We start from the raw sequence: 15174 nt of genomic DNA, 5'->3' as shown, positions 1-15174 counted from the left end.
GCCTGCCGGTGGTCATGGAGTCCCGATGCCTGTTGCACACGTTCTGCTGGCCCTGGTCGCGAATGCGGCCTGGGCCTTCAATTTCATTGCCGGCAAGGCCGGCGTCGCCCATTTTCAGCCGCTGACCTTTACCGCGCTGCGCTTCTCGATCCTGTTGCTGCTGCTGCTGCCGTGGCTGCGCACGGCTGGAGCAAGCGGGCGCTTGTTCGAGGTGGCGGGTTTGATGGGCATCGTGCATTTCGGCTTGACCTTCGGTGGCCTGGCGGTGGCCGCCGATGTGTCCTCGGTGGCGATCGCTTCGCAGCTGTATGTGCCGATGTCGGCGCTGCTCGGTGTCTGGCTGCTCGGCGAACGGCTCGACGCGCGGCGGATCGCCGGTATCGCCATCGCCTTCGGCGGGGTGATGCTGATCGGCTTCGATCCGGTGGTGTTCCAGCGGCCGCTGGCACTGCTGATGATTGCCGTCGCCTCACTGGTGCTGGCCTGGTGCTCGGTGCGCATGCGCGGCATGCCGAACGTCGGCGTGTTCACCATGCAGGCGTGGACGGCGCTGGCGGCGGTGCTCGGCCTGTGGCCGCTGGCGCTGCTGGCCGAAGGTGACCCGCGGCCGGCGCTGGCGAGTGCCGATGCGCTGCAGTGGGCGGCGCCGACTTATTCGGCGATCGGCTCCTCGCTGGTCGGGCATGGCATCGTCTACTGGCTGCTGCAGCGCCATGCGGTTAGCCGGGTGACGCCGCTGATGCTGCTGGCGCCGGTGCTGGCCATCATCTTCGGTGTGCTGTTGTGGGGCGATCAGCCAAGCTGGAAACTGCTGCTCGGCGGCGCACTGACGCTGGCCGGGGTGGCGGTGATCAACGTGCGCGGTGCGCGGCGCGCGCTCGCGAAGGAGAACGCATGAGCCAAGCCTGCTCGGAACTGGTCGGGCCGCAGGACCCGCCGGCGTATTCGCTGTGCAATGCCGAAAGTACGACGCCGCTGCTGCTGCTCTGCGATCACGCCAGTCACGCGGTGCCGGCGAGCCTGCGGCAGCTCGGCCTGCCGGCGGATGAACTGCAGCGTCATATCGGCTGGGACATCGGTGCCGCGTGCGTCACCGAGCGGCTCGCCGAGCAGTTCGACTGCGCGGCGGTGTTCGCCGGCTATTCGCGGCTGGTGATCGACTGCAACCGCGCGCCGGGCGATGGCTCTTCGATTCCGGAATGCAGCGATGGCACGCCGGTGCCGGGCAATCTCGGCCTGAGCGATGCGGCCATCGCGGCGCGCATCGATGCCTGCTTCTGGCCGTATCACCACGCCATCACCCGCTGGCTGGCGGCGGCGCGGCATGCTGGGCGGGTGCCGGCGGTGGTGGCGATTCACAGCTTCACTCCGTGCATGCAGGGCTTTGCACGCCCCTGGCAGATCGGCGTGTTGTGGAACCACGACCCGCGCATGGCACAGGCGCTGATCGAACGTCTGCGGGCCGCCGGCTACTGCGTCGGCGACAACGAACCCTATTCCGGGCGCGATACCCACTACACGGTCGAGACTCACGCCGCGGCGGCCGGTCTGCCGCACGTGCTGATCGAAATCCGCCAGGATCTGCTGGCGGATGCCGCCGGCTGTCGGCACTGGGCCGATGTGCTCGCCGGCGCGCTGACGCCGATTCTGCGCCTGCCCGAGCTGCAGCATACGGCGTTCTACTGAATGGGGGCGCGCGCGCAGCCGGCGTTCACGCTCGGCATCGAGGAGGAGTATTTCCTCGTCGATCGCGATACCCGCGACCTGGTGCGGCGCATTCCGCTGCTGATGCTCGAAGAATGCAACCGCCGGCTCGGCGGCCGGGTGACGCCGGAATTCCTGCGCGCGCAGATCGAAGTCGGCACGCGCATCTGCGGTGATCTGCGCAGCGCCCGCGCCGATCTGGCGGAGCTGCGCGCGACGCTGGCCGAGGTTGCCGGCCAGTTCGGCTTTGCGCCGCTGGCGGCATCGACACATCCGTTCGCACGCTGGCACGATCAGCAGCACAGTGAGAGCGAACGCTATCGCGAGCTGGCGCATGATCTGCAAGGCGTCGGCCGGCGTCTGCTGATCTGCGGCATGCACGTGCACGTCGGGATCGACGACGAGGATGAGCGCATCGAGCTGATGGGGCAGCTCGCTTATTTCCTGCCGCATTTGCTGGCCCTGTCGACCTCCTCGCCGTTCTGGCGTGGCGAGAACACCGGCCTGCATTCCTACCGTCTCAGCGTGTTCAACGAGCTGCCGCGCACCGGCATTCCGCCGGTGTTCGCCAGCTGGGGGGAATACGCGCGCCACGTGCGCGTGCTGGTCGATGCCGGGCTGATCGCCGATGCCAGCAAGCTGTGGTGGGATCTGCGGCCCTCGGCGCGTTTCCCGACGCTGGAGCTGCGCATCACGGATGTCTGCACGCGCCTGGATGATGCGCTGGCGCTGGCGGCGCTGACGCGCTGCCTGCTGCGCATGCTCTGGCGTCTGCGCCGTGCCAATCAGCGCTGGCGTATCTACAAGCGCATGCTGATCGACGAGAACCGCTGGCGCGCGCAGCGCTATGGCCGCGGCGCCGGCCTGGTCGATTTCGGCCTCGGCGCGATCGTGCCCTTCACCGATCTGCTGGATGAGCTGATCACGCTGGTGGCCGAGGATGCCGAGTATTTCGGCTGTCGCGACGAGATCGAACACCTGCGCACGATTCACGCCCGCGGCACCAGCGCCGAGCGCCAGATCGCGCTCTATGAGCGTGAGATTCTCGCCGGCCGCGAGCGCACGCAGGCTTTGCGGGCGGTGGTCGACGATCTCATCGCACAGACCGTCGCCGATCTGTGAACGGTGGCGTGACGGCGCGCGCCGATCAGTCGTCGAGCTGCGCGCGCAGACGCTGGGCCTCTTCGAGCAGGGCTCGGCGGCGCCACAGCAGCGTGAAGCGGCCGCCGCCGGCCTGCGCCCAGAGCACTGCGGCGCGGATGCCGGCCAGCAGTAATGCGCGGATGCGCGAGGCTTTGTCCGTCTGTGCCAGGTGCATCTGTTCGCCGTTGACCATGATGCGCGGCTGCAGCGTCGAGATGGTGTTGCTGTAGAGCTCGCCGAGTGCGGCGATGATGTTCTCGTGCAGCAGCGGGAAATGCTCAAGGCGGGTTTCGATGGTGCGCAGGCCGTCAGCCAGACGCTCGTTCATCACCGTGTTGCCGCGCAGCCGGCGTTCGAGCACCAGCAGATTGACGGTGTAGCGGGCGATCTCCATTTCCTTGGGTGTGCGCAGCTCCTCGGCCAGCAGCGAGAGGCCGCGACGCAGGCCCTGCAGACCGCCGAAGACGTCGTCGATATCCGTCGCATCGATCTTGAACAGACTGCGCAGGCAGGTTTCGGTATCGGCGGCATTGGCTTGGCCGGTGTAGGCGATGTCCCGTACCAGTGAGGTGGCCTGGAACAGGGCGGCGAGGGCGATGGCCCGTTCGCGGTCGGTTTTCTGCATGATCGGAGGTCGGAAACTGTACGGAAACGATATGGAGGCGAAGGCCGCTCAGGGCAAGGCGGTATCGATGATGCCGCCGCCGAGGCAGACCTCTGCGCTGTAGAACACCACCGACTGTCCCGGTGTGACGGCGCGCTGCGGCTGTGCGAAGCGCACCTCGCAGCGGTCGGCGTCGAGGGCGACGATGGTGCATGGCTGATCGGCCTGGCGATAGCGGATCTTCGCCGCGCAGCTGAACGGGGCTGCCGGCGCTTCACCGGCGATCCAGTTGAGCTGTGAGGCACGCAGTCCGCCGGCCAGCAGGGCCGGGTGATCCGTGCCCTGTACGACGATCAGTGCGTTGTGCTCGCGGTCCTTGCCGGCGACGAACCACGGCGCGCCGCTGCCGCCGCGGCGACCGCCGATGTTCAGGCCCTGGCGCTGGCCGAGCGTGTAGAAGGCGAGGCCGAGATGCTGGCCGACGACTTCACCTTCGGGGGTCTGCATCGGTCCCGGCTCGGTCGGCAGGTGCTGTGCCAGAAACTCGCGGAAATCGCGCTCGCCGATGAAGCAGATGCCGGTCGAGTCTTTCTTGTCGTGCACGACCAGCCCGAGGCGGCGGGCGATCGCCCGCACTTCGCGCTTGGGCAGCTCACCGACCGGGAACAGGACATTGGCGAGCTGGGCCTGATCGAGGGCGTGCAGGAAATAGCTCTGGTCCTTGCCCGGATCGCAGCCTTTGAGCAAACGGCTGCGACCGTCCTGCACGTCACGGCGGGCATAGTGGCCGGTGGCGAGGTACTGGGCGCCGAGGCGGCGGGCGTGATCGAGGAAGGCGCGGAACTTGATCTCGCGGTTGCACAGCACGTCGGGGTTCGGGGTACGTCCGGCCTGCAGCTCGGCGAGAAAGCGCGCGAAGACGCGCTCACGGTACTCGGCAACGAAGTTCACAGTGTGCAGCGGCACATCGAGCGTGGCGCAGATATCCTCGGCATCACGAAGATCTTCGGCGACACTGCACCAACCGGCTTCAAAAGTGTCTTCCCAGTTCTTCATGAACACCGCCTGCACATCGAAACCCTGCTCGCGCAGCAGCCAGACGGAAACGGCCGAATCGACACCGCCGGATAGACCGACGACGACACGGGGAGCGGGATTGGAAGGCAAGCTGATCATCCCGATACGGATGGAAGGAAAGGGACAGCGACGTGCAAAAAGCACGGCGTCGCGCAATGATAACCTTGCGGCAAGGGATGCCGCACGTGATGACCCGGATCGGGGTCGAATGGATATGTCCTTGCGACCGGTCGCGGTGGCGCCGCAGGCACTGCCGTCGATGGGGCGTGAGCTGTCGGATCGGTGCTATGGATGAGCCGCTGAAGGACAGTTCTGAATCTGCGCGCAAACGCTGTTTTGTCAGTCTGAAGTGGCGGGCACTGCTGCTGACCAGCATCGTGCTGCTGCTGATGGCCTTGAGCAGCGCCTGGTTGAGTTACCACAATCTCACCGCGCAGTCACTGGAGCAGCGTGAGCAGGCCAGTGCGGCGCGCCAGCGCGAATGGCAGGCGCTGACGGCGCAGGCCGGCGACCGCCTGCGCCAGCTCGCGGCGCTGATTCCGTCGCTGCCGGGGCTGCGCAATGCGCTGCAGCAGCGTGACCAGACGGCGGCTTTCCAGGCGCTCGATGCCCAGTGGGCGGCGCTGCAGCTCGATCTGGGGCTCGATATCGTCGGTCTCTATGATGCCGACGGCCAGCGTCTTGCCCGTTGGGAAGTCGAGCCGGATCAACAGCTTGGTCCGCGCTTCGAGGCGATGCTCGCGCGCGCGGCGCAGACGGAAACGGCGCAGACGGTGCTCGACTGCCGACCGTACTGCGTGCAGTACCTGGCGCAGCCGGTGCTGTCCGGCGGGCGCAGCGTCGGCGTCATCGTCCTTGGCGTCAATCTGGCCGATCTGCTGCGCAACTTCGCTGCCGTGTCGGGCGCCGACGTCGGCCTGCTGCGGTTCGGACCCTACGGCGATCGTCAGCCGGCACTCGGGCGGATCGAGTCCTGGGCGGCCGAGGTGTCGGCACTGACCAATCCGGCGGCGTCACTGCCGGTGCTGCAGGCGGTCAGCGAGGCGTACCCGAACCCGGGCTCCTCGGGGCTGGTGCAGGTGCGGCTCGATGAGCGCACGTATGAAGTGCTCGTCGCGCCTTTGCCGGCCGCGCCGGGGGATGCGCCGATCCGCCTGGTGGTCATCGCCGATATTTCCCGCTCGGTGCAAGCCATCCGCAGTGCCACCCGCGAGGTGCTCACCGCCGGTGGTATCGGCTGGCTGGGGGCTGAGCTGCTGCTGCTCGGCATTCTCTGGCGGCCGATGTCACGGCTGCGCACGACGGCGAACACGCTGCCGCTGCTGGCGCACGGCCGCTTCGATCTGGTTCGGCGCACCATTGCCCGTCAGGTGCGTTCGGCACGCTGGCGCACGAGTGATGAAATCGACCGGCTCGACGCGACGACCATGCACCTCGCCGATCGTCTCGAAGCACTCGAAAGCGAGGTCGATGCGCGCACGCGCACGCTGGCGCGCCAGCGTGATGAACTGTCCCGCGAGCGCGATTTCGTCTCCAGCCTGCTCGAAGCCGCCCAGGTGGCGATCCTGACGCTCGACGCCGATTGCTGCATCGTCAAAGCCAATGCATTCGCCGCCTCGCTGTGCGCCTGCACGCCGCTGGATCTGATTGGCCGGCGTTTCGATACGCTGCTGCTCGCCGAAGGTGGCTTCGACATCGTCGCCCGCATGCAGGCACTCGCCTCCAGCGACCAGCACCTGCGTCACGATTCCCTGCTGGCCGGCCGTGACGGCAACCTGCGCAACGTCACCTGGCAGCATACGCGTCTGCACAGCACGCAACCCGGTGATCCGGTTTATCTGGTGATCGGCCTGGACAACACCGAGCGGCGCGGCGCGGAAAACCGCCTGGCCTGGCTGGCCGACCATGACGTGCTGACCGGGCTGGCGAACCGCCGGCGGCTGCAGGAAGAACTGGCGCTGATGCTCAGCGCCGCGCAGCGCCAGGGGCGCATCGGTGCGCTGCTGATGCTCGATCTCGACCAGTTCAAGTACGTCAACGAAGCCGATTCGCACGAAAGCGGCGATCGGCTGCTGAAAAACGTCGCCAATGCCCTGGTGCGCGAGATGGCCAACGCCGAGCTGGTGACGCGGCTCGGCGGCGACGAGTTCGCACTGCTGGTGCGCGATACATCGGAAGACGCCATCGGGGCGATCGCCAGCCAGGTCAATGCAGTGCTCAGCCGGGTGTATTGCACCATCAGCGGCCAGTCGCATCACGTATCGGCCTGCGTCGGCGTGGTGCTGTTCCCGGCCTACGGCAGCAGTGTCGATGAATTACTGGCCCACGCCGACTATGCGCTCTACCAGGCGAAGGAGGCCGGTCCCGGCCACTGGCATCTGTATACCGATGCCGATCGAGCCCGCGAGCGTCTGCAGGATCGGGTGCTGTGGAAAGACCGTGTGGCCCGCGCGCTGGCCGAGGATCGCTTCCAGCTGTACCTGCAGCCGATCATGAACATCCGCGACGGCAGCGTGTCGCATTACGAGGTACTGCTGCGGCTGCTCGATGTCGACGGCACGGTGCATGGCGCTTCGGCCTTCGTCGATGCCGCCGAGCGCAGCGGCCTGATCCTGCAGATCGACCGCCTCGTCGTGCATCGCGCCATCAAGCTGCTTGCCGAGCTGCACCGCAGCGGTCGGCAGATCCATTTCTCGATCAATCTGTCCGGGCATTCCTTCGGCGACGCGGATCTGCTGCCTCTGCTGCGTCAGGAGATCCTCGATTCCGGGGTCGATCCGAGCTGCCTGATCTTCGAGATCACTGAAACGGCAGCGGTTGCCGACTTCGCCCAGGCGTCGGCGACGATCCTCGCCATCAAGTCGCTGGGCTGTCATTTCGCGCTCGATGATTTCGGCATCGGTTTCTCGTCGTTCACCTATCTCAAGCATTTCCCGGTGGATTTCCTGAAGCTCGATGGTTCCTTCGTGCGCCAGCTGCCGGACACGCCGGAAGATCAGGTGATCGTGCGCGCGGTGCAGCAGATCGCGGTGGGCTTCGGCAAGCGCACGATCGCCGAATACGTCGAGAATGAGCGCACGCTGGCGCTGCTGCGTGACGTCGGTGTCGACTACGCGCAGGGCTACCACGTCGACCGGCCGCGACCGGTCAGTGACTTTTTCCCGATGCTCGCGGGCGGGCCGGCGCCGCTTTCCTGAACGTCGCTCAGCGCCAGGCGAGTCGTGCCAGCTGCACGACCTCGCCGACGATCAGCAGCGCGGGGGAGGCGATGCTGCGCGTCGCGACCAGCGTCGGCAGTTCGCCGAGCGTGCTCAGGTACACCTGCTGCCCGGGCTGGGTACCGCGTTCGACGATGGCTGCCGGCGTTCCGGCGCCGAGGCCGTGGCCGGTCAGCCCGGCACTGATCGCGGCGGCTGCCTGCAGCCCCATGTAGAACACCAGGGTCTGACGCGGGCGGGCCAGTGCCGGCCAGTCCAGGTCAAGGCTGCCGTCCTTGCGCAGGTGGCCGGTGACGAACACACAGGCATCGGCATGGTCGCGATGCGTCAGCGGGATGCCGGCATAGCTGGCGCAGCCCGAGGCTGCGGTGATGCCTGGGACCACCTGAAAGGCGATGTCCGCCGCAGCGAGGGCTTCGACTTCTTCGCCTCCACGGCCGAAGATGAACGGATCGCCCCCCTTGAGCCGCAGCACGCGTTTGCCCGCGCGTGCCAGACGTACCAGCAATGCATTGATCTCTTCTTGCGGCAGGCTGTGGCGGGCGGCGTTCTTGCCGACGTCGATGCGCTCGGCGTCGCGGCGTACGCGTTCGAGTATCGGTTCGGCGACCAGACGATCATGGACGACGACGTCGGCCTGCTGCATCAGGCGCAGCGCACGAAACGTCAGCAGATCGGGGTCGCCGGGTCCGGCACCGACCAGATAAACTTCGCCGCTGGCCGGCGCGGTGCTGTCCGCCGTCGCCATCTGGGCGTCGAGGCGACGGCGCGCCGCGTCCTCACGCCCGGCAAGCACATCCTCGGCGACTGCACCCTGCAGCGCGTTTTCCCAGAATTCGCGGCGGCGTGCCGCTGGCAGTGCCGCCTGCACTTTGCTGCGGTACTCGGCGCACAGGCGGGCGAGGCGACCGTAGGCCGCGGGGATCAGCGATTCCAGGCGTCCGCGCAGCAGGCGGGCGAGCACCGGCGATGCACCAGATGTCGACAGCGCGATCAATACCGGATCACGGTCGACGATCGCCGGCATGATGAAGCTGCACAGCTGCGGCTGGTCGACGACGTTGACCGGGCGCGCAAGGGCATGACACAAGCGCGATACCTCGGCATTGACCGCCTGCGTATCGGTGGCGGCGACGACCAGACGGGCCTCGGTAATGTCGTCGGCATGAAAGTTGCGTTGCAGCCAGCGCAGTTCACCGCGCGTTGCCTGCTGTTCGAGCGTGGGGACGCAGCTCGGTGCGACCACGGTTACCTGCGCACCGGCGGCTTGCAGCAACGCAACCTTGCGTGCCGCTACTTCGCCGCCACCGACGACGAGAACTGGTTCAGCGCGCAGGCGCAGGAAAATCGGCAGGTATTCCACGGTCGCTGAGGTTCCTCGTGTATTTCGCGATGTACTTGCAGCACGTTTTCACCTGGTGAACAGTCACAAGGTATTAAGGCCCGGCTCGCTTGGCGTGGCACTGTGCGAAAATCGTTGCAGCTAGGGAGAACTGCCGATGAATGTAAAAGAACTGGCTGCCAGCGTCACCGATCTGACGACGCTGCCGGACTCGTATCAGCAAGTGCGGGCGCTCGCCGAGGACCCGAACTCTTCGCTGAAAGACTTTGCCGATGTCGTCAGTATGGATGCGGCGATTTCGGCGCGGTTGCTGCGCCTGGTCAACAGCCCGTTTTACGGCTTACCGAGCAAGATCGAGAGCGTGCTGCGGGCGATCAACCTGATCGGCACCGAAGAGCTGTGCAATCTGGTGCTGGCCAGCGCAGTGACCGGCATGTTCAAGAGCGTGCGCGATGAACACTTCGATCTGGAGGCGTTCTGGTGGCGCAACGTCAATGTGGCGATGCTGGCGCGCCAGCTCGGCCGTGAGGGCAAGGTGCGCGAGGTCGAGCGCTTGTTCGTCGCCGGCATCCTGCACGATATCGGTCGCCTGGTTGCCTTCCAGCAGCTGCCGACGCTCGCCGCAGAAATCGAGCAGGCGCAGAGCGACGCCAGTGACTGGGTGCGACAGAAGGCCGTGCTGAGCTTCAGTTATGCCGATCTCGGCGCCGAGCTGCTGGCGCAGTGGAACATGCCCGAGGCGCTGGTCGAAATCGTCGCCAGCCAGAACCAGCCGCTGCGCGCGATGGAACAAACACGCGATGCCGCGATCCTGCATATGGCAACGCGGGCCGTGGGCTGGGTCGAAACCCCCGATCAGCTGGATGAAGAGCAGGCGGGTGCCTGCGTCGATGAAGATGTCTGGGAGGAGGCACGCCTCGAACCCTGGCAGCTGATCGAGGCGATCGGTGTCGTCCACGACTGCGGTCCTGAAGTTCGTTCGATCTTCTGAGTTTCGCCCGGCTCCAATCCCGGGCCCCTGCGCGACCATCGGCCGGTGGTCGCAAGCTAGAGAAAGGAATCCGGAGTCAAGTGGTTGCACGTACTGACGTTGCGGTCGTCCTGACCGATTTTGATGCCTGGCTGGCGGCACTGCCGGTGCGCTGGCGCGCCGGACAGATCGAACGCGTGCGCGAGGCGCATGCGCTGGCCTGCGAGGAAGCCCCGCATCCGGGGGCACATCCGCCGGCGCTGGCGGTGGCCGATGTGCTCGCCGGCCTCAAGCTCGACCACGAGGTGGTCTGCGCGGCCCTGCTGTACCCGAAATACGCTGAAGGTGACCTGGCACGCGACGATGTCACCGAACGTTTCGGCGAATCGGTCCTCGCGCTGCTCGACGGCATTGCCAAGATCGCCGTCGTCGGGGATTTCCACCAGCAGCTGAATGCGCACGGCGAGCAGCTCGAAGCCCTGCGCAAGATGCTGCTGGCGATGGCGCAGGATGTGCGCGTGGTGCTGATCGCTCTGGCCATGCGCCTGGAGCGCATGCGCCGTCTCGGTGCCGAAGATCCGGGCACGCAGGTGCGCATCGCCCGCGAGACGCAGGATCTGTTCGCGCCGCTGGCCAACCGGCTCGGCATCGGCAGCCTGAAATGGGAGCTGGAAGATCTCGCGCTGCGTTATCTGGAACCGCGCGCCTACAAGGGGATCGCCCGTGCTCTCGACGAGCGGCGTATCGAGCGCCAGTCCTACATCGAGGAGGCCATGGCGGCGCTGCGTGAAGAGCTGCAGCGTGCCGGCATCCGCGCCGAGGTCAGCGGCCGCGTCAAGCACATCTACAGCATCTGGAAGAAGATGCAGCGCAAGCGGCTGCCGTTCAACGAGATTTTCGACGTGCGCGCGGTGCGCGTGATCGTCGACTCGGTGGCCGACTGCTACGCCGCGCTCGGTGTGGTGCACGCACGCTGGAATCACATCCGCAAGGAATTCGACGACTACATCGCCAACCCCAAGGCCAATGGCTACCGCTCGCTGCACACTGCGGTGTTCGGGCCGGAGGGGCGCACGCTCGAAGTGCAGATCCGCACGCTGGAGATGCACCAGAACGCCGAACTCGGCGTTGCCGCCCACTGGCGCTACAAAGAGGGCGGCACCGCGCACGGTTCGGCCTTCGAGCAGCAGATCGCCTGGCTGCGGCAGATGCTCGAATGGAAAGACGAGGACGGCGACGGTGATGATCTGCTCGACCGCTTCAAGGCCGAAGCGCTGCAGGATCGGGTTTACGTACTGACGCCGCGCGGACAGATCATCGAACTGCCGCAGGGGGCGACGCCGCTCGACTTCGCCTATCACGTGCACACCGAGCTGGGGCATCGCTGCCGCGGCGCCAAGGTCAACGGCCGTATCGTGCCGCTGACGTATGAGCTTAAAAACGGCGAACAGATCGAGATTCTGTCGGCGAAATCGGCCACGCCGAGCCGCGACTGGCTGTTGCCGCACCTGGGCTACCTGCGTTCGGCACGGGCGCGGACCAAGGTGCGCAACTGGTTCCGCCAGCTCGATCTTGAGCACAGCATCAGCTCCGGCCGCCAGGCGCTGGAGCGCGAGCTGCATCGCCTCGGCGTGCGCAACGTCAACCTGGAGCGTCTGGCCGAACAGCTCGGCCACGCCAGGGCCGAAGAGCTGTTCGCGGCGATCGGGCGTGGTGAAACGACCATCGCGCACGTCGTGTCGGTGGCGCAGGATATGATCCTGCCGCCACCGCAGGTCGAACCCGAACTGCCGGTGACACAGGCGCCACGGGCCACCGAAAGCGGTGAGGTGCACATCCGCGGCGTCGGCAAACTGCTGACGCAAATGGCGAAATGCTGCCATCCGGTACCCTACGATGCGATCGTCGGCTTCATCACCATCGGCCGCGGCGTGACCATTCATCGCCGCGACTGCCCGAATCTGCTCGATCTCGAAGAGCACCACAGTGAACGTCTGATCGAAGTGTCCTGGGGTGACGAGATCGAGGCGAGCTACAGCGTCGACATCCAGATCGAAGCCTACGACCGCACCGGCCTGCTGCGTGACATCACGCAGGTGCTGGCCAACGACAAGATCAACGTCGTCGCCGTCAACACGCTCTCGGACAAAGCTGCCGGCACCGCGCGGATGACGCTGACGATCGAGATCTGCGACGTCGGCCAGCTGTCGCGCCTGCTCGACAAACTGGCCCAGCTGCCCAACGTCATCGACGCCAGCCGCCGCGGCTGAGCTCGCCGCGGCTCAGTGCGGGTCCTCCTCGACGCCGAGCCGCCGGCGCAGGCGCCGCAGGCCGAGGTGGACCAGCAGCGCGGCCGGGGCGATCGCGATGGCTGTGGTGATTTCGAGGTTGAAGGGCACGCCGAGCTTTTGTATGCCCTTGAGCGCATAGCCGATCAGGCTGACCAGGTAGTAGGTCAACACCACCACCGACAGGCCTTCGACGGTTTCCTGCAGGCGCAGCTGCAGCTGCGCGCGGCGGTTCATCGAATCGAGCAGGGCGCTGTTCTGGCGTTCGAGCTTGACCTCGACACGGGTGCGCAGCAGCGTGGCGGCGCGGGACACGCGCCGCGACAGGTGCTCCTGGCGTTCACGCACCGATTCCAGCGTGCGCATCGCCGGGCTGAAGCGGCGGTCCATGAACTCCTCGATGCTCTGCATGCCCTCGATACGTTCCTCGCGCAGTTCGGCGATGCGCTTTTCGACCAGCGCGCGGTAGGCGCGGCTGGCGGCGAAGCGGTAGCTGGTCGCCGCCAGCGTGCTTTCCGATTCGGCCGCCAGCTGCGCCAGTTCATCGAGCAGGCGCTGCTCGCCGGCGAAATCGATACCGCCGGCGGCCAGGCTCGCCGTCAGCTGCACCAGGCGGGCATCGAGCGCATCGAGGCGGCCGCCGGCTTCGCGCGCCAGCGGAAAGCCGAGCAGGGCCAGCGTGCGATAGGTCTCGATGTCGAGCAGCCGCTGGGCGAGGCGGCCGGCCTGACGCTCCTGCAGGCCGTGATCGTGAATCAGGATGCGCGAGAAGCCGTCGCCGTGGATGTGGAAATCACTCCACACGGTGGCGCTGCCACCGAGCACGCGGCCACCGGCCAGATTGCTGGTGCCGAACAGCACGTGCAGGTCGACCGTATCGCGCGGCGTCGAGCGTGCCGGCTCGATCGCCATGTGTGCAGCCACCAGCACTGAGCCGGGCAGTGACTGCAGCCACTCCGGCGGCAGCAAGCTGATCGCCGGGCGCTCGAACGGGTGCAGGAAGGTCTCGTGCAGATAGAAGCTGTAGGCGGAGAATTCGGTGTGCCGTTCCCATTTCAGGCGGAAGCCGCCGCATTCGACGCTGATGTGCACCGCGTCGGCATCGGGCTGGCGCACACCGTAGTGCTCGCACAGCCGGGCGACGGCGCGACGGTCATTGTCGATGGCCGCTGCGCCGGTGCCCGAAAGCATGGCGAGGTGGGTGGCGCGCACCGGCGCGCACAGTTCTTCCGGCGGGCGGGCGTGGGTTTCGCGGTCGAGTGCACCGCGCTGCGGATGGGCGTGCAGGCCGTACACGCTGGGCGGGGGCGTCTGGCGGGGGGCGTTCATGCGGGCGGCTCCGAAAACGTAAGTGTCCCGCATGCTAAACAAAGATTCCGTTAGGCGGGATTATTTTGCGGTGCAGCAAGCCGCCGCCGGCTTTCGTGGAAAAAGCGCAGATTGAGCAGCACGGCCGCACATGACAGGCCGGCGATCAGTCCGAACCAGAGCCCGGGTGCGCCGTAGCCGAAGTGGAACGCCAGCGCGTAGCCGAACGGGAAGCCGATCCCCCAGTAGGCCAGCAGCGTGATCAGCATCGTCGCGCGCGCATCGTGCAGCCCGCGCAGCGCGCCCGAGGCCGATACCTGCAGGCCGTCGGAGACCTGGAAGGCCGCTGCCAGATGCAGCAGCGTCACCGCCAGTGTCGCCACTGCCGTATCGCGCGTGTACAGCGCGGCGATCGGTTCTGCGGCCAGCGCGATGCAGCAGGCCGACAGCATCATGAAGACCCCGGCCGTCGCTACGCCGGTGAAGCCCGAGCGGCGCGCGCTGCGCAGATCGCCGGCACCGAGGGCACGGCCGACGCGCACGGTGATCGCCGCTGACAGCGCCAGCGGGATCATGAAGGTCAGGCCGGAGGTGTTCAGCGCGATCTGGTGGGCGGCCACGGCGACCGGACCGAGGCGGCCCAGTGCGATCGCCACGGCGGCGAAGATGGCGGTCTCGAAGAACACGGCACAGCCGATCGGCAGCCCCAGCCGCAGCAGCTCGCGCAGGCCCGGCCCGTCGCCAGCGTCGCCCCGCAGCAGTGTCTGGCGGCGGTTCATATAGAGCAGACCGATCGCCTCCAGCCACAGACAGGCGGCGGTGGCGTAACCGCAGCCGCGCGCACCGAGCGCCGGAAAGCCCAGATGGCCGTAGATCAGCACCCAGTTGAGCAGCACGTTGGCGGCACAGGCGCTCAGCCCGGCGATCAGCACCGGGCGGGTCTGGCCGAGTCCTTCCGTGGCGAAACGGGCCGCCAGGTAGAGGAAGGCACCCGGTACGCCCCAGGACAGCGCGTCGAGGTACTCCTGCGCCACCGGGATGATGGCCGGATCGATGGCGAGATGGCGGAACAGCAGGGTATCCGCCGCACGCAGCAGCAGCACACAGGGTACGGCGAACAGCCACGCCAGATGACGGGCACGGCGCGCCAGCGCAGCGATATGGCCGGTGCGGCCGCTGCCGATCAGGCGGGCGATCAGCGCGCTTTCCGCCATCAGTGCGCCGGTGGCGAACAGATACAGCGGATGCCACATCGACAGCCCGATGCCGACCGCCGCGAGTTCGGCGGCACCGACGCGGCCGACCATCACCGTGTCGGCGAAGCCCATCGCCATCTGTGCGACCTGGGCAATCATCAGCGGCACCGCGATGGCGAGCAGCGTACGCAGTTCGCCGAGCGCGCGGTACAGGGCCTCGTGGTGGATCATTGGGAGCGGATGGCCGGTGGCGAGCATGAAATACAGACCCCGCGCGGCCGATGCGAGCTTCATGGCCGAGCGGGGTCGAGTGGGCTGGAGCAG

General features: G+C 67.0%; 11 protein-coding genes. 6 read left to right on the top strand and 5 right to left on the bottom strand.

Annotation, left to right across the window (positions count from 1 at the left end; translation table 11 throughout):
- Positions 1-25 precede the first annotated feature (25 nt).
- Genes C7443_RS01020 through C7443_RS01010 form a run of 3 tightly spaced genes read left to right on the top strand, consistent with a single transcriptional unit; the run spans position 26 to position 2826 of the window.
- Complete coding sequence (locus C7443_RS01020; RefSeq protein WP_110016716.1) at positions 26-898, top strand: DMT family transporter; 873 nt, start codon at positions 26-28, stop codon at positions 896-898.
- The gene (locus C7443_RS01015; RefSeq protein WP_110016715.1) at positions 895-1686 is read left to right on the top strand and encodes an N-formylglutamate amidohydrolase; all 792 of its coding nucleotides are present in this window, start codon (positions 895-897) and stop codon (positions 1684-1686) included. Before C7443_RS01020 ends, C7443_RS01015 begins: the two co-directional genes overlap by 4 nt.
- On the top strand, positions 1687-2826 hold the full coding sequence (locus tag C7443_RS01010; protein ID WP_110016714.1) for a carboxylate-amine ligase: 1140 nt from the start codon (positions 1687-1689) through the stop codon (positions 2824-2826).
- A gap of 25 nt (positions 2827-2851) precedes the next feature.
- On the opposite strand, the gene hflD is transcribed toward C7443_RS01010, so the two are convergent.
- Together hflD and mnmA are read right to left on the bottom strand one after the other, a co-directional pair.
- Positions 2852-3472, bottom strand: a complete 621-nt coding sequence (gene hflD / locus C7443_RS01005) for a high frequency lysogenization protein HflD (RefSeq protein WP_110016713.1) — start codon at positions 3470-3472, stop codon at positions 2852-2854.
- A gap of 48 nt (positions 3473-3520) precedes the next feature.
- Positions 3521-4627: a tRNA 2-thiouridine(34) synthase MnmA gene (mnmA, locus tag C7443_RS01000; protein WP_110016712.1), complete on the bottom strand. Its 1107-nt coding sequence runs from the start codon at positions 4625-4627 to the stop codon at positions 3521-3523.
- A 188-nt stretch (positions 4628-4815) separates the two neighbouring features.
- On the opposite strand from mnmA, the gene C7443_RS00995 reads away from it, so the two are divergent.
- Positions 4816-7725, top strand: coding sequence for a bifunctional diguanylate cyclase/phosphodiesterase (locus C7443_RS00995; protein WP_170123436.1), 2910 nt, complete (start codon positions 4816-4818; stop codon positions 7723-7725).
- Between the two features lie 7 nt (positions 7726-7732).
- Here the strand turns inward: C7443_RS00995 and cysG are convergent, their stop codons facing one another.
- Positions 7733-9109 (bottom strand): siroheme synthase CysG, encoded by a 1377-nt coding sequence (gene cysG, locus C7443_RS00990; protein WP_110016710.1) that lies wholly within the window; start codon positions 9107-9109, stop codon positions 7733-7735.
- Positions 9110-9245: 136 nt separating this feature from the next.
- Between cysG and C7443_RS00985 the strand changes: the two genes are divergently transcribed.
- The gene (locus C7443_RS00985; protein WP_110016709.1) at positions 9246-10079 is read left to right on the top strand and encodes an HDOD domain-containing protein; all 834 of its coding nucleotides are present in this window, start codon (positions 9246-9248) and stop codon (positions 10077-10079) included.
- 80 nt (positions 10080-10159) lie between these two features.
- Entirely contained in the window at positions 10160-12328 is a 2169-nt protein-coding gene (gene relA, locus C7443_RS00980) for a GTP diphosphokinase (RefSeq protein WP_246004488.1), read from the top strand.
- A gap of 12 nt (positions 12329-12340) precedes the next feature.
- On the opposite strand, the gene C7443_RS00975 is transcribed toward relA, so the two are convergent.
- Positions 12341-13675, bottom strand: a complete 1335-nt coding sequence (locus tag C7443_RS00975; RefSeq protein ID WP_170123435.1) for a DUF3422 family protein — start codon at positions 13673-13675, stop codon at positions 12341-12343.
- A gap of 50 nt (positions 13676-13725) precedes the next feature.
- Entirely contained in the window at positions 13726-15144 is a 1419-nt protein-coding gene (locus tag C7443_RS00970; protein ID WP_110016706.1) for an MATE family efflux transporter, read from the bottom strand.
- Between the last annotated feature and the right edge of the window lie 30 nt (positions 15145-15174).

The sequence above is a fragment of the Plasticicumulans acidivorans genome, from assembly GCF_003182095.1.
GTDB classification, from domain to species: Bacteria; Pseudomonadota; Gammaproteobacteria; order Competibacterales; family Competibacteraceae; genus Plasticicumulans; species Plasticicumulans acidivorans.
This window is presented reverse-complemented; position numbering and strand designations above follow the sequence as displayed.